Below are 20,708 nucleotides of genomic sequence, written 5' to 3'. Positions count from 1 at the left end.
ATTGGACGATGATTAAACTTCAAGATGCTGAAACGGAAGTAAACAAATATAATATATACAAATATCCATCATCATATTTGCTAAACAGCGAGCGGTTCATTCAGCGGGTAGATATGAGATCAGCGCAGTTAGAGGAGTTTATAATAGAGAATACACTTTAAATATTAGTTGGTAGGCGAAAATGGAAGCAAATATTAAAACTATTCACATTTCAAAGAAAGAAAAAATGCGCTGGTACTACGAACAATACTTATATGGTTCTTCATGTATTTTCCATTTATAAACTTTGTTGAGGATTACTTTTTGCTTTCAAAACCGATTGGAGCGACATTTTTTATTTGGTTACTGATTTTAACTTATGCAATCGTATTGTTATTTCTGCTTATTTCGAGATTGTTTTCTAGTTGGGTAATTAAAATTTTGCCGGAAGGGGTTAGGGTAAAGTTTTTTTGGGGGACACATTTCTTTCGATATCTTGATATTAAGAGTGTAACTCTGTCCTATCATCCGCGACCGAATGGTTTACTACAGTTCGCGTCTTATCCATACACTGGTGCCGCGTGGTTATAAGGGCAATACGTATGAACTTCCGGAAGTTTATTTCATCGGTATCCTTGATTTTGCAGTGGATAGAGCAGCGAGTAATCAGTATTATTACGAAGTGGTGCTTTACGACCGGGAGATTGGAGCGCAGTTTTACGACAAACTGCTCCACAAGCTTCTCAGTCTGTCTAATTTTCGTAAAGAAGAAGTTGAAATCAAGACCTTTATGGATATGTCGCTATATGTTTTCAAACATATGTCGCAGCTGAGAGAAATACCGAAATTTTTGGATAAACGTGTATTTGGTCGTTGGGTTATACTGTTTTTGTATTTCTTGGAGCGATACTGGTTTTCGTTTTTTTCAACTACACCGCATATCGAAATTAAGCTACAAAAAGAACGTGCCGGAAAGCGTTTAAATAAAGAATACGGTAAATTGTTGATATATTGGTTGTTTATAACTTGTCGTAGAGGTTCTACAACATTTTTTTTCGATAGTATCCCAAAGCATTCGAAGCATTAATTTAGGGCTTTACTAATTTAAATTTTTAACGATTATATAATGGAAGTAAAGATGTCTTCGAAATTTATAGCCGAGCTAATTGGTACGTTTGGCTTGGTTCTTTTTGGCTGTGGAGCAGCAGCTATTGCAGGAGTAGATACGATGGCAGGTTTATCTGGTCTAGGACTACTCGGTATATCAATGGCGTTTGGTATTTCCGTAGTTGTTTTTGCCTATGCTATTGGTGGTATCTCTGGTTGTCATATCAATCCGGCAGTCACGATTGGCGTGTTATTGGCAGGTAGAATGTCGGTAAAGGATGCGGTGGTTTACATCATTGCACAGTGCCTGGGTGCACTTCTCGGTGCGTTTGTTCTCCAACAAATATTGAGTGGCCAATTAGCAGGTTTTACCGCCGGCGAATGGGCGTACGGTGCAAATGGTTGGGGAGCAAAGTACCAGAGCGAGTATGGAATCTCAGCGGCTTTTATTACGGAAACCGTGTTAACTTTTATTTTTCTATTCGTCATCCTGGCGACGACCTCTAAAGTTGGCAACAGCACGATGGCCGGTTTGGCAATCGGTTTTACATTGTTGTTGATCCACATGGTGGCTATCCCGATCACGGGTACTTCTGTTAATCCGGCACGCTCATTTGGCCCTGCCCTGCTGGCTGGTGGACAAGCGTTATCGCAGTTGTGGTTATTTATTGTGGCACCGATTTTAGGTGCTGTAATAGCTGCTATAGTATGGAAAGTGACAGAGCCGAAGGGTGATACGATAGCATAGCTTGTAAGTGTTATAGGCAAACCGCTTCGCGAAAGGTAATTTCGGGAGCGGTTTTTTTACATGCTAATTTCTAGATTTTACTTCTTAAAATCCTTATCTTCGTGCAATGGATAATTTTATTGTTTCAGCACGGAAATATCGTCCGGTGACCTTCGACTCTGTTGTTGGTCAGCAGCATATTACCAGCACGCTCAAAAATGCGATCCACAACAATCAACTGGCGCAGGCTTTTCTGTTTTGTGGACCGCGTGGTGTGGGGAAGACAACTTGTGCCCGTATTTTGGCGAAAACAATAAACTGTGAACAGATCAGCGAACAGGTAGAAGCCTGTGGCACTTGTGAGAGTTGTAAATCTTTTCAGCAAGGAAATTCCTTCAGTATTCACGAGTTGGATGCGGCATCTAATAACTCTGTGGACGATATCCGTAGTCTGATTGAACAAGTACGAATCCCGCCTCAAGCTGGTAAATATAAAATCTATATAATTGACGAGGTGCACATGCTTTCGCAGGCGGCTTTCAATGCGTTTTTGAAAACCCTGGAAGAACCACCTTCGTATGCTATTTTTATCCTGGCAACGACAGAAAAACATAAAATTCTCCCCACTATTCTTTCCCGTTGTCAGATATTTGACTTTAACCGGATCAAGGTAGAGGATATGGCGAATCATCTCGCTGCCATTGCACAAAAGGAAGAAATAGCGTTTGAATCGGATGGACTGCACATTATTGCGCAAAAGGCTGATGGTGGACTTCGGGATGCATTGTCCATGTTTGATCAGATTGTTAGTTTTTCTAATAAAAATATTACGTATCAAACGGTCATCGATAATCTGAATATCCTGGATTATGATTATTATTTTCAGCTGATGGATCATGTGGCGGCGGAAGATGCTGCACAGGCATTGCTGATTTTTGATAAAGTGTTAAATAATGGCTTCGATGGAGGTCATTTCATTAGCGGTCTGGCAACACATACGCGGAATCTATTAGTGTCTAAAGAACCTGCAACGCTAAAATTGCTTGAAGTGAGTGAGAATATAAAACGAAAGTATCTGGAGCAATCCCAGGCACTTAGTTCAGGACTCCTACTCTCTGTGTTGAATATTGCCAACCAGTGTGAAATTAATTATAAAAGCAGTAAGAACCAACGTTTACAGGTAGAGTTGGCATTATTAAAGATGTGTCATCTCGCGTCAGCTATTTTACTGAGTCAACAGGGAAGTTTTACACCCTCTGTTACGGCAGAGGTAAAAAAAAAACTCCCTGACCCAGCTGTAAGCCGCTCAACGGCTGTCGTTAACGATATTCCTACACCAAAACCATCAACGCCTACGCTACCGCGAGCGTCTGCGCCTATACAGGTGCCAGCTACCGCTTCCACGCCGGTTATAGAGAAATCTACCGGAGCAGGTACAAATATGGCCGTGAAAAAGGGATGGGGTAAAATTTCAGCCTCGGTGAACGTACCCAATTTAAATACGATATTTGAGGATAAGGTTGAAGCAGAGACGGATGAACCGGACCTTGTTCAAGGGGATACGTTTCGAGAGGTTACGTTCAATACATTTATGATGCATTGGAATGCATTTGCAGACCGTTTGAAGCAAACGAACCGCATTACGCTATATACGATTATGACGGCTAACCCTCCACGCTTAAACGGTGTGATGATTGAAGTAGATGTGGAGAACGGGGTACAGATGGACGAACTCAAATTAGGTAAAATAGATATTCTAAATTACTTGCGCGTGGAGCTGCAAAATTTTTCACTCGACTTGACCGGTGTACAAGTAGAAGTCACCAAAGTTCGAAAGCCTTATACTTCGGTGGAAAAATACCAAGCAATGGTTTCTAAGAACCCTGCATTGGAAACCTTGCGTAAAGCATTTAATCTCGGGTTGAGTTAAATACTTCTTTCTTTTCTTATCTTTGCCGGATAAAGATGTGTTAGATATTTAAAAATTAAAATATGCGAAATTTCCAACAGCGGGAAAGAGGAGAAAAGCGCGAATCAAACCAGATGGTGTTTGGTATCCGTGCTGTTATTGAAGCCATAGATAGTGGTAAGGAAATAGAGTCGCTGTTTGTGCAGCGGGGATTGAGTGGTAGTCTTTTCCTAGAGTTGAAATCGTTGTTGAAAGAGCATAATTTAGGCTATCAGCAGGTACCTATTGAGAAACTAAACCGTATTACTCGAAAAAATCATCAAGGCGTTATAGCGGTCATCTCGCCTATTACTTATCAGCAGATCGAAGACTTGTTGCCGGTGATATATGAGAAAGGAGACACACCGCTTTTATTGATGTTAGATGGTGTGACCGATGTACGCAATATGGGGGCTATTGCACGGACGGCAGAATGTGCCGGAGTCCACGCGATTATTGTACCCAAAAAAGGGTCTGCAGAAATCAATCCTGATGCGATTAAAACTTCCGCAGGGGCATTATATAAGATTCCGGTATGTCGTGAGGATGCTTTGGGGCGTACCGCACGTTTTCTTATCGAATCGGGCGTACAACTGGTCGTGGGTACGGAGAAAACACAAGATTCCGTGTATGATGTGGATTACACGGTTCCTACTTGTATTGTTTTAGGTGCCGAAGATGTCGGTGTATCAGACGACCTGATTCGTGTTTCAGATAAACTGGCAAAGATACCGATGTTTGGAGAAATAAAATCACTCAATGTATCCGTTTCCGCGGGTATTGTTATCTATGAAGCTATACGTCAACGTCATAAATAGTTCGCAAAGGTTGAAAAAACAGATTTATAGACAATTGCGGAGAGGGAGAGGTTGAGTCTGAAGAACAGAAAAAAGCCGGGTTTTCATTCAGAAAACCCGGCTTTTAAATAATGATAAATCGTAATGATTAATATCTAGAGCGAGAAGAAGAAGACTGACGTCTTCCGGAGCGCTCTCCACCACCGAAGCCACCAGAACTACGTCTGTCGCCTCTGAAAGAACCTCCTTTTCTGTCTCTATCTCCACCTCCGCTTCTGCGTCTTCCGCCGCTGTCGCCGCCTCTAGAGCGACCACTGCTGCGGCTTTCGTCGCCAGATACTTCCACGCGAACTGCACGGCCATTGTACTCTGTACCTTGGAATCCTTCGAATACCTTGTTTACTTCAGCATCTTGTACTTCGAAGAAAGTAAATACACCTTTCATATCAATTTTTCCAACTGATTTTCCAGATATATTTGCGGCATCGCAAATTAGACCAAGCATATCACCACGTGAAAACTCATCTACAGAACCAAGGTTGATGAACAAGCGTGTGTATCCGTTTGAAGCAGCTCTGCTTCTGCGTTCACCACGCTCTCCGCGATCACCACGTTCTCCACGATCACTATCTCTTTCACGAGCATCAACGTTCAAGTCTGGTGCATTTTGATAATAATCTAAGAAACGGTTAAACTCTAGCGAAGCGAAACGTGTAATGATGTCTTCTTTCGATAGATCTTGCATACTTTCCATAATACTTGGAAGGTATGGTGCAATCCGCTCCTCGTTGATCTCCGCGTTACGAATTTTATCCGTCATAGCAAGAAGTTGTTTTTCAACGACTTCGCCAGCTTGAGGTACTTGTTTCTTTTCAAACTGTTTGCCTATGATTTTTTCGATGCGACGGATTTTTCCTAATTCTTTAACGTTAATTAAGGAAAGGGAAACACCAGTCTTTCCGGCGCGGGCCGTACGACCGGAACGGTGTGTGTAATTTTCAACCTCATCCGGTAGGGAGAAGTTAATAACGTGTGTCACATCGTTCACATCAATACCACGAGCCGCTACGTCTGTTGCAATTAATAGTTGCAAACTGCGATCACGGTAGCGTTTCATTACCTTGTCACGTTGTTGTTGAGACAAGTCTCCATGCAACGAGTCGGCATTGTAGCCATCTTTTACCAAAGCTTCCGCTATTTCTTGTGTTTCGATCTTTGTACGACAGAACACTATACCGAAAATCTCTGGGTAATAGTCTACAATACGTTTGAACGCCGCATATTTGTCCCTAGCCTTAATGACATAATAATGGTGTTCAATGTTTGCATTACCGGTGTTTTTTGTACCAACAGTAAGCTCTTGAGGGTTGGTCATGTAGTTTTGTGCTATACGACGTACCTCTTTTGGCATAGTTGCTGAAAACAACCATGTTTTCTTTGTGTCGGGCGTTTCCGAAAGAATGTTGTTGATATCCTCTTGGAATCCCATGTTCAACATTTCATCCGCTTCATCCAATACAACATACTTCACATTGGAGAAGTCGATTGCTTTTCTGCCGATGATGTCCAGCATACGTCCAGGGGTAGCTACGACAATCTGTACACCGCGACGAATCTGGCGTAATTGGTCAGAAATATTTGCGCCACCGTAAACGGCAACAACGTGTACATCGTCAATGTACTTAGCAAATTTCTCTAAATCTTTTGCGATTTGTAAGCATAGCTCACGCGTAGGACATAATACTAAAGCCTGCGGATGCTTTTGAGTAAAGTCGATTAACTCTAAAAGTGGAAGACCAAATGCCGCTGTCTTTCCTGTGCCGGTTTGGGCTAATCCGACAAAATCGTCGTTACCAGTCAATAAAACAGGAATGGCTTTTTCCTGAATAGGAGATGGTTTCTCGAAACCCATCTCAGTGATGGCATTAACAACTTCATGACGGATCCCCAAGTCTAAAAATGGGTTCATGAAATAAATTATACAATAGGCTCTATTGCCTAAGGCGGTGCAAAGATAGGGATAATATTTGAAATAAAAAAATGTAAAATAAAAAATGAGATAAATGGAAAGGACAACGCAATTGCATTGTCCTTTCTTAACTTTTTATGTCGCATTCGGATTTTTGACAATTGCAGAAATCCCATCCTTAGCACGCTCTTCCCTGTCAAACATCCGAAGCGACGATTTTTTTTGTTTCTTTTTTTGAGGGAAAAAAAGAAAACTAGTACAATGTAAACTCTACGCGACGGTTTTGTTGACGACCGTCTGCTGTTGCATTGGTAGCAATAGGTTGTGTCGGACCGTAACCTGTAGCTTCAATGCGGGAAGCGTTCGCTCCTTTGGAAACGAGATAGGCTTTAACAGCCTCCGCACGTTCTTTCGATAAACGCATGTTCGTTTGCATAGAGCCGGTATTATCGGTGTGGCCAGCAAGTTTTAAGCTGAAGTTTTTCTCGATAAGAAGTGCAGCTACACTATTCAATGAAGGGTAAGAGGTGGAGCGGATAGTTGATTTTCCTAAATCAAACTCTAGGTTTTTAATAGCCTCATCCACCACTTTTCTATCTTCTTCCGTAACAACGATCTTTTCGATTACTTTTGTTTCGTGTTTTAATTCCGGAAGAGGACAGCCAGATCCATCCACTTTAACACCGGCAGGTGTATTTGGACATTTGTCGAATTTATTGGCTACACCATCGCCATCATCGTCTTGCAAATCACTGTTTAAACCCGCCAATTGAGAAGATAATGCTTGGTTCTCCTGTTTTAACGCGTCGTTCTGCGCTTTCAAGTCATCATACTTCATGTTGTAGTCGTTTACCAAGGTAGCGACTGGATTGGAATTGTTGAGTGCTGGTTTAAAGCTGTTGCCTAAAGCAATCTCCAGCCCAGCATGTGCATAAGAGAACAAGTCGTTTTTATATTGGCCACCTCGGACACCATCGAAATCTTGGTTAGCCCAATTTAGCTGATAACCTAAATCAATGTTGATGCCTCTGGCAACTGCGATCTTAAATCCAAAATCTGCAGGTACATACAGTTTAGTTTGTTTATCAGCTGTTGTCTCTGTTGCGTTCTCACCAAGTTGTATGGATGTTGTCTCGAAATTCATCGCGCCTAATCCAATTGCGAAATATGGTTTGATCAGGCTGTTGAAGAAACGCCAGTTGGTGTTGGCCATTGTCCACTCGCCAGATAACGCAGCCGACCAAGGCATTTTAGTTTCAAATTGATTTATGATAACCGAGCTATTGTTAGGGTCTTCCATGGATCCTTTTACCTTGCCACCCATGTATTGCGCCTTAAGACCAAAAGAAGGGGATAATTGTTTTTTGATGTATGCGCTATAACCTAAGTCGTGTTCGATGTGATCAAAACCTCCTCTGTTGAAGCCGAAGATATTGGACTGGTTCAATACACCGGCATTCAGACCTACAGACCATGTTCTGTATTGCACTTCAGGACCAAGAGGAGTAGTGCCTTCGATACTTCCTTCTTTCTGTGCTTGGGCAACAGAGATGCTGCCTAATAAGCTGACCATACTGGCGATGGCTACATTTTTTAAGTTAAAATTTTTCATATAAGAAACCTCAATAATTATTTGTGTATTAACAGATGTCGCTATGCAATTGTTTTGCCAAAAGTAGGATGGGAGAAAGATTATTGTGCCGGAAATGGGCAGAAAAAAAACTCTTGTAGCATAGACACTACAAGAGAAAGTAAAATAACGTAAAATGAGCCGTGTTTTTATTTGCTTCGTACAGGAGCGAACAAGGTAGGTATAGTCATATTGTAGGCCATTTTACGCACAATATTTTCCTCTACCAATCGTCGGAAAATACTTTTGCGGCTACGGGTAATGAGTAAGAAATCTATCTGTTCGTCAATTAAAACGTTAGAAATTGCATGCGATACATTTTCTGCGGCCCGATTATAAAGTACTTGGGGTTTTATCGTATAAGAAATATTCTGAATGCCAGTCCGGTTAATGATTTCTTCGATCCAACCTTTAAACTGTACATCTATATCACTGATACGACGGTCGTCTTTGTTTACGTATATCAATACCAGTTCGAATTCGTTGCCAATAAGCTTAATAGCGTGCTGGAGTACTTCTATTTCGCCCTCTTTAAAATTACAGAGCAAGCCAACTCGATCTTTTTGGAGTCCTTTCGTATTTTGCGGGACGCCAAGAACGGGCGTTTTAGTGTTGAGTATAACATCATAGGTATTGCTGCCTAGAAAGATCGCTTCTAATCCGGAGGAACCTTTCGTGCCCATAACAACGGCATCGTAGTCAAATTCGGCTGTTATCTTGCTGATTTCTTCAAACAGATTGCCTTCTTTAAATATGCTGTTGAATGTCATGTCTGGATGTTCATTTCGGACATTTGTTAAAAGTTTCGCCATATGCTTTTCCGATATTTTCACCTGCGGATCTTCAATAGGATAGGCTTGCCGGTTTACATACGAATTAGAATGATGCGTGAAAACATGGACGAAGTCTACTTCTTGTTTTCGTTCATTTTGCGAAATAAGCTGACAAGCATATTGAATAGCAGTTAGCGAATCCTCGGAAAAGTCAACGGGTATTAATATTTTGCTCATGGGTATATTGTTTATATAGTTTTTCCAAAAAAAGCCGGCTTTTGCAGCTTCAATGTCATGGCTTTGGATACCGATGACGTAAACAATCTTTCAAAAAATGTTTTTCGGGTTTTTGAAACTAAAATAATGTCGATGTCCTGGGTATCGATCAAGGTGCTAAGAACTTCCGGTATCGTATCTTGGTTCTTATCCTCTTTTAAAGTAGGCGCTATGAGTTTATCGGTTTGCCGCACCGCTGAAAACTCGTCTACATTAAAAGCCCATGAATCTATCCGGTTGTTGACCGAAGCAACCTTTTCACTTTCTTTGTATACATGGATAAGAGCAACGTCGATCTCTTGTTTGAAAATATGGACAAACTCTTGAAGCGTTGCCAATTCCTCTTGCTTAAAGTTCGTTAATAACCCTGCCTTTTTTATTACCGTCGGAATGTATTCGATATTGGGGATGGCAATAACCGGAATAGGAGATTTTGCGACAATCAGTGCTGTATTACTTCCCCAGAATATATTTTTGTTTGCTGATGCTCCTGTTGTTCCCATGGCAATAGCAACATAATCTTCCTTTTTTGCTTCTTTAGGAAGTGCCTCCTCCAAAAGTCCGCGATCATTGTGATAAGATATAGGTGTGTCAGGGTATTGGGCTTGAAGCCGATGTACCCATTCTTTCATAGTCAGGTCGGCCTTTAATACGTCAGATTGCACACGTTCTCCTTCCAATTCGTTTTCGTCAAAACCGGATGAGACTGCGGTGTAGAAATGAATAATATGCAAACTGTATTGATGCTTTTTAGCCATTTCCGCGGCATATCGGGCAGCCAAAAATGCATTTTCCGAAAAGTCTGTCGGTACTAAGATCTTCTTCATTATAAGTCGATGATTACTGTATAAAAGTACAAATAATAAGTGGTTTTAAGAATTTAAAAGTTGGTTACAGTATACGCTATATGCTAAGCGTTGTGAGAGCAAGCATTTTTAGCTATTTTTGTACCTCGAAAATAAGTATATATAGGATTCCATGACCAGCAAAGAAATACGCGAAGCTTTTTTAAGTTTTTTCAAGAACAAATCACACGATATCGTGCCTTCCGCTCCAGTTGTTGTGAAAGATGATCCCACGTTGATGTTTACCAATGCAGGGATGAACCAGTTTAAGGATATTTTTTTGGGAGAGACGCTTCCGAAGCATACCCGTGTGACCGACACGCAACGATGCCTACGCGTATCAGGAAAGCACAATGATTTGGAAGAAGTAGGTATTGATACTTATCACCATACGTTGTTTGAAATGTTGGGCAATTGGTCATTTGGCGATTACTTTAAGAAGGAGGCGATTGCTTGGGCTTGGGAATTGCTCACAGAAGTATACCAACTGGATAAAGATCGGTTGTATGTGACCATTTTTGAAGGAGATGAAAAAGAAGGGCTGGAACGGGACAGTGACGCCTACGATCTCTGGAAGAGCCACGTAGCGGAGGATAGGATTTTATTGGGTAACAAAAAAGATAACTTTTGGGAAATGGGGGAAACTGGACCTTGCGGCCCCTGTTCAGAAATCCATTATGATATGCGTTCGGATGAGGAACGTGAAGCCATAAGAGGGCAAGAACTGGTCAACGCCGATGATCCACAGGTTATCGAGATCTGGAACCTGGTATTTATGCAGTTCAACCGATTGAAGAATGGAAAATTGGAGCCCCTGCCGGCAAAACATGTGGATACGGGCATGGGATTCGAACGCTTGGTACGTGCTATCCAGGGGAAGACTTCGAATTATGATACGGATGTTTTCCAGCCTATTATCCAATTTATTGCGGAGAGGGCTGGAATAATGTATGGTGCTGATGAGAAGACCGATATCGCTATGCGTGTATTGTCCGATCATATACGCGCCGTGAGTTTTGCAATTGCTGACGGGCAGCTGCCTTCCAACAATAAAGCAGGTTATGTTATACGGCGTATATTGCGTAGAGCGGTGCGTTATGCCTACACTTTTCTTGGTTTCAAAACACCATTTATTAATGAGCTGGTCCCGCTTTTGGCAAAGCAATTTGAAGGTGTGTTCGATGAACTTATACAACAGCAGAGTTTTGTACAGAAGGTGGTGTTGGAGGAAGAGGTTTCTTTTTTACGTACGCTAACAACAGGTATACAACGTTTTGAGAACTACATTGCTGAACATAGGGCAATCGAGGGTGATTTTGCTTTTGAATTGTTTGATACCTACGGTTTTCCGATAGACCTTACGGGGTTATTGGCACGGGAAAAAGGACTACGTGTAGATATGGAGGGGTTCCAGCGTGCCCTGCAACAACAGAAAGAACGTTCGCGTGCTGCTACAGCAATTGATACTGGCGATTGGGTTACGGTATCGAATGGTGATGAAACAGAATTTGTCGGATATGACTGCCTGGAAGCAACTACACAGCTATTAAAATACAGAAAGGTCACTTCAAAAGGGAAGCAACAATATCAGCTTATCTTATCCGTTACGCCATTTTATGCGGAAGGTGGCGGGCAGGTCGGAGATTCTGGATGGTTGATCTCTGACGCCAACGAAAAGGTCTATATTACCGATACCAAAAAAGAAAATGCACTTATTGTACATTTTGTAAACGAACTTCCGCCCGTATTAGAAGGTAATTTCAAAGCGGTCGTGGATAAGCATAAACGGCTTGATACGGAAAGCAATCACTCAGCTACACATTTATTGCATGCTGCCTTAAGACAGGTGCTGGGAGATCATGTCGATCAGAAAGGCTCATTGGTCTCTCCGGATATATTACGTTTTGACGTTTCGCATTTTGCGAAGATTACGCCGGAAGAACAAAAACAGGTGGAAGATATCGTCAACGCGAAAATAAGGGAGAATATTGTGCTGAAAGAAGAACGGCAAGTGCCGTACCAGGAAGCAATAGCGACTGGTGTACGGGCATTATTCGGTGAAAAATATGGCGATTATGTGCGTGTGATTACGTTTGACGACGTCTTTTCGAAGGAGCTTTGTGGCGGTACACATGTGCGAAGCACCGGCCAGATTGGTTTTTTCAAGATTATATCGGAATCTGCGGTAGCTGCCGGTGTACGACGTATCGAAGCGATAACAGGCTCGAAAGCAGCTGCGGTAATCCGCGAACAGTTTGAATTGGTAGACAAAATGCGGGAGCTGATGAACAATCCGAAAGATTTTGTTTCGACGGTGGAAAAAGTGTTGAATGAGAACCATGAACTGAAAAAAGCGATGGAGAACCATATCCGCGAAAAATCCTTGCAGATGAAAAAGGAATTGGAAGCAAAAGTGGAACAGGTGGATGGTGTCAATTTTTTGTCGCTGATAGTTGATCTCCCTAGTGCTGACGCGGTAAAAACATTGGCTTATGCTTTGAAAGGCGCTTTGGACAACGCATTTGTGGTTCTGGGAGCAAATATTGACGGAAAACCCAACTTAACCGTAATGATTTCTGATGACTTGGCAAAAGCACGTGGATGGAATGCCGGAACTATTGTTAAGGATTTGGCGAAAGATATTCAAGGTGGGGGAGGCGGACAGCCGTTTTTTGCGACGGCTGGCGGAAAGTTAGTCGAAGGACTTTCGAAAGCAATTGCTCGGGCAAGGGATTTTGTGAGATAAAGAGATAAAGTCGTAAGCATAGGTTGTAGGCAGTAAGCTCATAGCCGATAGCTTGCTGTTTATAGCTAAATATTGGAAATGAGAAAAATAGGTTTATTTGTGGTGTTGGCGACCAGCATACTGAGCGCCTGTACAAAGAAGAATACAATTCATGTGTCAGGGCATATCGATAACCCGGGGAATGTGAAGGTCATTGCTTTTCACGAAGGTGATAGAAAGTTAGATTCTGTCTACCTTGCAGATGGAAATAAATTTAAATTTGAGCGGCAGGCTACACAGCCTCGCTTGCTTTCTGTGGTGGTAGGGAACAATAAGTATCCTGTTATTTTGACCCCTGGTGAGCCCTTGAAATTTGTTGCCGATATGCATCATCCAGAGGATTATCAGGTAGAAGGATCTGCGTTGACGACAGCGTTAAAAGAGTTTGCCCCTTACCAACGTCGTAAAGAATTGGTGCAGGACTCATTACAAGGTGCGTTTGCGAAAGCAACCTTAAATAAGTCGTCCGAAGAGATCGAAAGTTTACGCTTTGATTACTTAACGGAGTTTAAATCGAAATTAGCGGCGTATACGCAGCAAGCCGTAACATTTGCGGAACAACATAAAAATCTTGCGGGGTTTTATGCTATGAGTACATTAGACCCCGAGATTGCTGAAGCAGAGATTATCGCTTATGCAGATGAAATTGAAGATACATTCACAGATAACCGTTACGTGTCTCAATTTAAAGAGGAAGCAAAGAAACTAAAGCGATTGGCTGTGGGCCAGCTGGCGCCGGAAATCGAATCATTTACACCGAATAACAAAGCTGTAAAACTTTCTGATTTTAAGGGACAATATGTACTGGTTGATTTTTGGGCTTCGTGGTGTGCGCCGTGTAGACAGGAAAATCCTAATATCGTGAAGCTGTACCATGCATATAAGGATAAAGGATTTACGGTGTTGGGTGTATCGTTGGATAATAATCCGGGTAGCTGGATACGGGCGATCGAAGCGGATGATTTAGATTGGACGCAAGTTTCCGATTTGCAGGCTTGGAGTTCTGATTTGGTTGTAAACTATCGTATTAAAGCGATTCCGTCATCGTATTTACTGGATCCTGAGGGGAAGATACTAGCTAAAAATTTAAGAGGTAAGGCGCTAGCTGAATTTTTGCAGCAAACTTTAAATTAAGAAGATATTTAACAACTGTTAAGCAGTTAACAATTTGATAACACATCCTTAACGTTGTTTTACCATTTAGTACATAATTTAGCAAAAAAACAACAATGAATGCCAATCAAAAAATACTAGTGGTAGATGATGAACGAGATATCGTTGATTTAATATCATACAGTCTGACGAAAGAAGGTTATCAAGTTTATCAAGCGTACAACGGTAAGGAAGGAATAGAAGTTGCTAAGCAGGTTAATCCAGATTTAATTATTTTAGACGTCATGATGCCGGAAATGGATGGTATAGAAGCATGTCGGCTGATGCGCTCTATGCCGGAATTTAAGCAAACATTCATGGTGTTTCTTACGGCCCGAAGTGAAGAATACTCTGAAATAGCCGGTTTTAATGTAGGTGCTGACGATTACATTGCGAAACCTATTAAACCACGTGCTTTAATGAGCCGCATCAATGCGATATTACGGCGTAATAATACAGAATCGGACGTTGATCAAACAGATAAATTAGAAATTTTGGATTTGGTTATAGATCGGGATTCTTTTCTAGTATATCGTGACGGTGAGAAGATTGTCCTGGCCAAGAAAGAATTTGAATTGCTCTATCTTTTGGCCTCCAAACCAAATAAGGTGTTTACCAGAGAACAGATACTAAAAGCCATTTGGGAAGACTCCGTGGTGGTTACGAACCGAACTATTGACGTGCATATTCGTAAACTTCGGGAAAAAATCGGCGATCATTACGTCTCTACTGTGAAGGGAGTGGGATATAAGTTTGAGGTGGCTTAAAAGCCACCTCTTATTCATATAAACTATCAAAGAAAGTAGGCTTATCCAATTTTACAGCAATACGATAGGCGGCATTTATTAATCCCACATGGCTATAGGCTTGTGGAAAATTACCCCATTGTGAGCCATCGTCTTCATGGACGTCCTCACTAAAAAGCATAAGATGATTCGCAAAAGACAAAAGCTGTTTAAACACATCCTGGGCTTCTTCTAGCCGGCCGACACAAGCCAAGGCTTCTACATACCAAAACGCACACACTAGAAATGTTGATTTTGGTTTTCCAAAGTCATCTTTATGCAGGTAGCGGTAAAATAAGCCGTGCTTACCTTTGAGTTCCTTTTCCAGCTGCTGAAGATGTTTCTTCGCTTTTTCTGATGAGGGATCTAGATAACCCATCATAATGAGCTGTAGCGTAGATGCATCAAGACTTTGGCTTTCACTAGCATTGGTGTATACCTGTTTTTCCGAATCATAACAGCTCTCTATATGCTTTTCGGCCTGTATACGAATCGTATTGGCTTGTTCCTCGATGTCTTCGAAACCATATTGTTTAGCGATTTTAAGAGCTGCTGTAGCTCCTGCCCATTGGAACAAGTTCGAATAGCAATGACGGTTCTGAAAATTCCTGAACTCCCATATTCCCGCATCTTTCTCATCGATGGTCTGCGTCATTTTCTGAAGAATAAGGTGTGTCCATGATTTTGCGGCGTGTAGGTTCTGGTGCCGAAAACGGTGGTCAGAAAAAAGTGGAAGCAACGCAATCAGTGCTTGTCCATATACGTCATTCTGGATGTGTTCGGAAGCTTGATTGCCTACGCGGATAGGTTTATTTCCTAAATAGCCATCCAGATACGGGATGGTATACTCTTCCAAATCTGATTGTCCCATGATACCATAGAGTGGTTGTAACCTACCGGTATCATTTTGTGTAATATTGGCGATATAGGAGGCGTACTTTTCCATTTCTTCAAATTGCCCTAAGTGGCTGAGCGCCGTTAGTACATAATAGCTATCGCGTAACCAACAAAACCTATAATCCCAATTCCTTCCAGACCCTGGGTATTCGGGTAAACTTGTCGTACTGGCTGCGATGATCGCTCCGGTATCTTCGTATTGGTGCATTTTGAGTGTTAACGCAGATCGGATGACTTCTTTTTGATAAAACGCGGGTACCGATGCATTCTTCACCCACTTATACCAATATTCTTTTGTTCGAAGGAGAAAATCCTCTGCTGTACGAGCGATAGGAGCTTCAAATGGACTTCCGTAAGTTAGTATCAAATAAATGGGTTGACTGAGGACGTGGGTATTGTCATCAAAAAAATGACTGATCGGCATATTGGTCGCAAGACGAATCTTGATGTGTTCCATTTCAAATTGAACGTGGTTACTGCCTCGGTATTTATGGAAGGACTTCCCACCGTATTCATAAGTAGGTTCACATATTACCCGGATTTTAGGGTTTCCGCGCATCGGCTCAATTTTACGGATAAGTGTAAGGGGCTTGTAGTAACGTTCATATTGCTCAAAACGAGGTGCAAAATCCGTAACTTGATAAACACCATCTTTCGTTTCTATTTCGGTGCATAAAATATTGGTGTTCTCCAAATAGAACTGTTTGCTATTTATCGTTTCTTCATGGGGTAAAATACGGAATGTTCCGCCAAGTTTTTTATCCAATAAACCACCAAACACAAAGGAGTCTTGAAAGGATGGCCAACATAACCAATTTACATTGGTGTCGTTTTCAATATGTGCGATATAAGCGCAATTACCTATAATACCAGAATTATATTTGTGTCTTGCTGTTTCGTTCATATGTTTATCGTTTAATGATTTGTATTGCTGCTTTGCGGCTGCGATTCAATCTGTTCTACAAAATAATTAATGAGTTTCACGGCGTCCGCCTGACTTTCAACATAAAATTGTGCTTCGGATTTTTTATTTCCGACTTTCACCGTAAAGGCGCCGGAGGGAAGCTCGATGAACATATCCTCATCGGTCACGTCGTCACCAATAGCGAAGATAAAATCAGGTTCGTAGTCGTTAACGATCTCAAGGGCCGCCATACCTTTATTCACTTCGCCATTTTTTACTTCAATTACTTTGTCTCCTTGAAGCAATTGAAGTCCATGATGCGGAATGAGATAGCGTAACGCATCGACAAGTTCTTGCGAACGTAATTGACCTAGTCCTTGTTGTGCTTTTCGGTAATGCCACGCTAGAGAATATGTTTTTTCCTCAATAAAAGCCCCAGCCGTAAGGTTCGCAAATTTCGACATAATGTGTTTTACGGGGATTTTCCATCGTGTGGAAAGCTGGGATCGGGGTATCCACTTATAAGCTGGATAATTTGTCCATGCGCCGTGTTCGGCTATTAAATAATAATCTTTATCGCCAAACCAGCGTTCTAACGTTTCTCGAGGACGCCCGCTAATAATGACAATTTGATTCGCGCTATCGGATTGTAATTTTTCCAAAATGCTATACAATCCAGTTGTCGGAACAGCTGCATCGGCATCTTTATGAAAACCGATTAATGTACCGTCGTAATCTAGAAAGAATAATCGCTTTTGGCTATTGTGGTATGTATTGAAAATCGTTTCTCTGACTTCGTCACGGACCTTACGAGACATTTCATTCCGCTGGATAATTTTAATTTCCCGTAAGCGGTTAAAGAATAATTTGACCCAATGATTGATGTTAAATTTCTCGACAATTTCAATGCTGTCGTCCATCCGCTTTCGTTGTTCTTCTTTGGGCATCTGCAAGGCTTGTGCAATGGCATTACTAATTTCGTTGATGGCATTGGGATTAACTTGAATCGCATCTAACAGTTCTTTGGATGCGCCTGCTAATTCGCTTAAGATTAATACCCCCAAACTATTTTCTTTACTGGCGATATATTCTTTGCATACTAGATTCATGCCATCCCGGAGAGAAGTGACCAAACATATATCAGCAGCGGTATAAAGAGCAGAAAGCTCTTCTACTGGATAGGTATTGTAATAATAGGCGATGGGTGTCCATGCGTTTGTGCCGTATACGGCATTGATATGTCCGGCCATCCGGTCTATTTCGTCACGAAGTCGTTTATATTGGGGGACGGTGTCTCTGGATGGTACGACTAACATATATAGCACGACCTGGCTGTGATATTCTGGCCAGTTGATCAGGAAGTTTTCAAAGGCGTGCAATCGCTCTAATATACCCTTACTATAATCCAATCGGTCGATAGAAAGAATGATTTTGCGGTTTTGGTATTGTTCTTTTATGGCTCGTGCGCGGTTTTGAACTTCGGGGCTCTCCGCAAGAGAACTAAACTTATTATAGTCAATACCCATGGGAAAAACTTCTGCATAAACGCTGCGATCACCCACTTGCAATGAATTATTCTTTATAGTGAGTCCTATAATGTGCGTACACGCATTTAAGAAATGTTGTGTATCATTATACGTGTGAAAGGCGATAAGGTCAGCACCTAGCAAACCTTCCAGCAATTCATTCCGCCAGGGAATACATCGAAATATTTCGTCCGGGGGGAAGGGGATATGCTGAAAATAGCCGATGGATATTTTTTCGTCGTCTTGGCGGATCAGTTTGGGGAGTAACATCAACTGGTAATCATGAATCCATATTTCATCTTTCGCATCCAGCTGCTGTGCCCAGATCGTATCACAAAATGCCTGATTTACTTCCTTGTAATACTGCCAATTTTCTTGTTTGTATACGGCGTATGACAATCGATGGTGGAAGATAGGCCACAACACTTCGTTTGAAAACCCTTCATAGTATCCTTCTATCTGTTCTATTGTTAGAAAAACGGGAATAAGGTTTAATTCTTTTAATTCTTCTTTGATGATTTCCTTTTCTTCTTCGGAATCAGGTATGTATCCTGGCCATCCAATCCATATATTGTTGTCTTTTTTATAAATAGAGCCTAGCCCCGTCGCTAGACCTCCTTCGCTTGGAATAAATTTAAGTACGCCTTTGTGTTTTTCAATGCGTACTGGTAATCGATTTGATATAATTATTGTTCTTTTTTTATACATGATCGTGTTTTGGGTGCATTTTCTTAGATAAGAAAATAAATCTTAAATAGCCGGTGAATAGCTGTAATATTAACCTCTTAGATAGGAAATTGTTTTAAGTTATTGGTGTATATATTCGTAACTTAGCTATCGAAGTAATCATTGAAGACAATTGCAAACAGGAAAAACAACGCTAGCTTGAATACAAAAATACAAATTGAACATTTCAAGGATCCTATATTTTTGCAAGAACTGAAGGAAGCCTACTACTTTATTATATTGTTTGATGGAGACTTTTCGTTTTCCGTGGACTTCAATGAATATCGATGTTCGGGAAAAAATTTGCTATTTATGTCTCCGCATCAACTTTTAAAGTGGAATTCTGGTGATAAACCAATTACAGGTGCACTTAAGTTTCATGGTGATTTTTATTGTATCGAATATCATAAGAAGGAAGTTGCATGTAACGGCATTCTTTTCAATAACATATATGAAAGTCCGTTTGTTTTGGTTCCTGATGCCGTTTTTGAAGAAATCAAAGGTATTTTCAAAAAACTGGCCGAATTCAATATTTCAGATGAAAGTTACGATCTGTCTATCGCAAAATCGTATCTGCAATTGATCTTGGCTTTAAGCAGCAGAGAAAAGCAAATGCAGATATCGAAGAGTGTGATCTCTTTACAAAAAGAGCAGGTTTCCGATTTTCAGACTGTTCTTGACGCTAATTTTATTCATTCGAGATCGGTTTCATTTTATGCAGCACATTACGGACTATCTGTTGATGCATTTAGCAAAAAAATAAAAAATTATTATAATAAGTCCCCCTCTGGGCTCATTCAGGAGAGATTGATATTGGAGGCGAAAAAGCAGCTGCATCTTACACCTAAAAGCATTAAAGAAATTGCGGCCGATCTTCGTTTTGAAGATCAATTTTATTTTAGCAGATATTTCAAAAAACAGGTTGGTGTATCGCCTAAAGTATTTCGGGAGCAGGTTGGTATCTCTATTGTTGCAAAATAGTCTATGGATTACCCTGATTTATCCATTCCTTTGGCGGTTTATTTCCATTAATTTTGTTTCTAAAATAGAAACTTTGAAGGTAAATATATGGAAAAGATTTTAACGTTGTTCGCATCTGCTCAATCCAACTTTATTCATTTTATGCGGGTAGCCATATTTATCGTAATGGCTTGGATCGGAGGCCTAAAAGCATATCAATATGAGGCAGATGGAATTGTGCCTTTTGTTATTAATAGCCCGCTGATGAGCTTCTTTTATCAAAAAGCTGATGGGATTGCGATAAATGATGAGGGGCAACAGGTAGCGGAATATACACTTCATAAAAACCCTGAAGGTAAGGTGGTTGAAAAAAATATTCAATGGCATAAAGAAAACGGTACCTATATTTTCGCCTATGGATTAGGAACAGTTATCTTATGCATCGGCATATTGGTTCTGCTGGGTATATGGTTCCCTAAAATAGGTTTTTGGGGTGGAATTTTAACATTTGGCATGTCTATCGTGACCTTATCTTTTCTGATTACTACTCCGGAGGTGTATGTGCCGAATTTAGGAGGTGATTTTTCGACACCTGCCTATGGGTTTCCTTATTTATCAGGAGCCGGTAGGTTAGTGCTGAAAGATATTATTATGATGGCGGGAGGGCTTATTGTTGCATCTGACAGTGCAAGGGCATTGAGTGACAAAATTTCGGATATCTAACGTCGTTTCCATTATGATGTGTCTTAAATAAGATATATAAAGATGAAATACGCGTGTTGCTCCAAAAAAACGTGTAAACCAAGATGTCAAAGAACGGTGTGGTGAATCACGTTTATATTTGCAGAATAAGATTTGTATTTCCGGAATAAGATGCGTTTTATGGTGAAAAGAGTTTCTGTTTGTGGAATAAGACTTCTGT

Annotated in this window: 15 protein-coding genes; 9 read left to right on the top strand and 6 right to left on the bottom strand. The window is 41.0% G+C overall.

Annotated features, from left to right (window positions below):
- The first annotated feature begins 517 nt into the window (after positions 1 to 517).
- The 4 genes from EWE74_RS08675 (at position 518) to rlmB (ending at position 4,579) form a co-directional block, all read left to right on the top strand.
- Complete coding sequence (locus EWE74_RS08675) at positions 518 to 1,066, top strand: PD-(D/E)XK nuclease family transposase (RefSeq protein ID WP_165384671.1); 549 nt, start codon at positions 518 to 520, stop codon at positions 1,064 to 1,066.
- Between the two features lie 39 nt (positions 1,067 to 1,105).
- Complete coding sequence (locus EWE74_RS08670; protein WP_130141067.1) at positions 1,106 to 1,834, top strand: MIP family channel protein; 729 nt, start codon at positions 1,106 to 1,108, stop codon at positions 1,832 to 1,834.
- Between the two features lie 106 nt (positions 1,835 to 1,940).
- The gene (locus tag EWE74_RS08665) at positions 1,941 to 3,743 is read left to right on the top strand and encodes a DNA polymerase III subunit gamma/tau (RefSeq protein WP_130141066.1); all 1,803 of its coding nucleotides are present in this window, start codon (positions 1,941 to 1,943) and stop codon (positions 3,741 to 3,743) included.
- A 62-nt stretch (positions 3,744 to 3,805) separates the two neighbouring features.
- Positions 3,806 to 4,579, top strand: a complete 774-nt coding sequence (gene rlmB / locus EWE74_RS08660) for a 23S rRNA (guanosine(2251)-2'-O)-methyltransferase RlmB (protein WP_130141065.1) — start codon at positions 3,806 to 3,808, stop codon at positions 4,577 to 4,579.
- Positions 4,580 to 4,706: 127 nt separating this feature from the next.
- Here rlmB and EWE74_RS08655 read toward each other — a convergent pair whose 3' ends face one another.
- The 4 genes from EWE74_RS08655 to EWE74_RS08640 all read right to left on the bottom strand — a co-directional run bounded on the left by EWE74_RS08655 (position 4,707) and on the right by EWE74_RS08640 (position 10,033).
- Positions 4,707 to 6,527, bottom strand: a complete 1,821-nt coding sequence (locus EWE74_RS08655; protein ID WP_130141064.1) for a DEAD/DEAH box helicase — start codon at positions 6,525 to 6,527, stop codon at positions 4,707 to 4,709.
- A gap of 253 nt (positions 6,528 to 6,780) precedes the next feature.
- Positions 6,781 to 8,139 (bottom strand): OmpA family protein, encoded by a 1,359-nt coding sequence (locus EWE74_RS08650; protein WP_130141063.1) that lies wholly within the window; start codon positions 8,137 to 8,139, stop codon positions 6,781 to 6,783.
- A 167-nt stretch (positions 8,140 to 8,306) separates the two neighbouring features.
- Complete coding sequence (locus tag EWE74_RS08645) at positions 8,307 to 9,167, bottom strand: universal stress protein (protein ID WP_130141062.1); 861 nt, start codon at positions 9,165 to 9,167, stop codon at positions 8,307 to 8,309.
- An 11-nt stretch (positions 9,168 to 9,178) separates the two neighbouring features.
- The gene (locus tag EWE74_RS08640) at positions 9,179 to 10,033 is read right to left on the bottom strand and encodes a universal stress protein (protein ID WP_130141061.1); all 855 of its coding nucleotides are present in this window, start codon (positions 10,031 to 10,033) and stop codon (positions 9,179 to 9,181) included.
- A 151-nt stretch (positions 10,034 to 10,184) separates the two neighbouring features.
- Here EWE74_RS08640 and alaS point away from each other — a divergent pair, with 151 nt between their 5' ends.
- The 3 genes from alaS (at position 10,185) to EWE74_RS08625 (ending at position 14,755) form a co-directional block, all read left to right on the top strand.
- On the top strand, positions 10,185 to 12,797 hold the full coding sequence (gene alaS, locus EWE74_RS08635; RefSeq protein WP_130141060.1) for an alanine--tRNA ligase: 2,613 nt from the start codon (positions 10,185 to 10,187) through the stop codon (positions 12,795 to 12,797).
- 78 nt (positions 12,798 to 12,875) lie between these two features.
- Positions 12,876 to 13,970, top strand: a complete 1,095-nt coding sequence (locus EWE74_RS08630; RefSeq protein WP_130141059.1) for a TlpA disulfide reductase family protein — start codon at positions 12,876 to 12,878, stop codon at positions 13,968 to 13,970.
- A gap of 95 nt (positions 13,971 to 14,065) precedes the next feature.
- Positions 14,066 to 14,755, top strand: coding sequence for a response regulator transcription factor (locus tag EWE74_RS08625; protein WP_130141058.1), 690 nt, complete (start codon positions 14,066 to 14,068; stop codon positions 14,753 to 14,755).
- Between the two features lie 10 nt (positions 14,756 to 14,765).
- Here the strand turns inward: EWE74_RS08625 and EWE74_RS08620 are convergent, their stop codons facing one another.
- The gene (locus EWE74_RS08620) at positions 14,766 to 16,574 is read right to left on the bottom strand and encodes a glycoside hydrolase family 15 protein (RefSeq protein WP_130141057.1); all 1,809 of its coding nucleotides are present in this window, start codon (positions 16,572 to 16,574) and stop codon (positions 14,766 to 14,768) included.
- An 11-nt stretch (positions 16,575 to 16,585) separates the two neighbouring features.
- Positions 16,586 to 18,808, bottom strand: coding sequence for a bifunctional alpha,alpha-trehalose-phosphate synthase (UDP-forming)/trehalose-phosphatase (locus EWE74_RS08615; RefSeq protein WP_130141056.1), 2,223 nt, complete (start codon positions 18,806 to 18,808; stop codon positions 16,586 to 16,588).
- 177 nt (positions 18,809 to 18,985) lie between these two features.
- On the opposite strand from EWE74_RS08615, the gene EWE74_RS08610 reads away from it, so the two are divergent.
- A complete protein-coding gene (locus EWE74_RS08610) occupies positions 18,986 to 19,807 on the top strand; it encodes a helix-turn-helix domain-containing protein (RefSeq protein WP_130141055.1) in 822 nt (273 codons plus the stop codon).
- Positions 19,808 to 19,894: 87 nt separating this feature from the next.
- Positions 19,895 to 20,509: a DUF417 family protein gene (locus EWE74_RS08605; protein WP_130141054.1), complete on the top strand. Its 615-nt coding sequence runs from the start codon at positions 19,895 to 19,897 to the stop codon at positions 20,507 to 20,509.
- Positions 20,510 to 20,708: the final 199 nt, after the last annotated feature.

This window comes from Sphingobacterium corticibacterium, assembly GCF_004208525.1.
GTDB classification, from domain to species: domain Bacteria; phylum Bacteroidota; class Bacteroidia; order Sphingobacteriales; family Sphingobacteriaceae; genus Sphingobacterium; species Sphingobacterium corticibacterium.
This window is presented reverse-complemented; position numbering and strand designations above follow the sequence as displayed.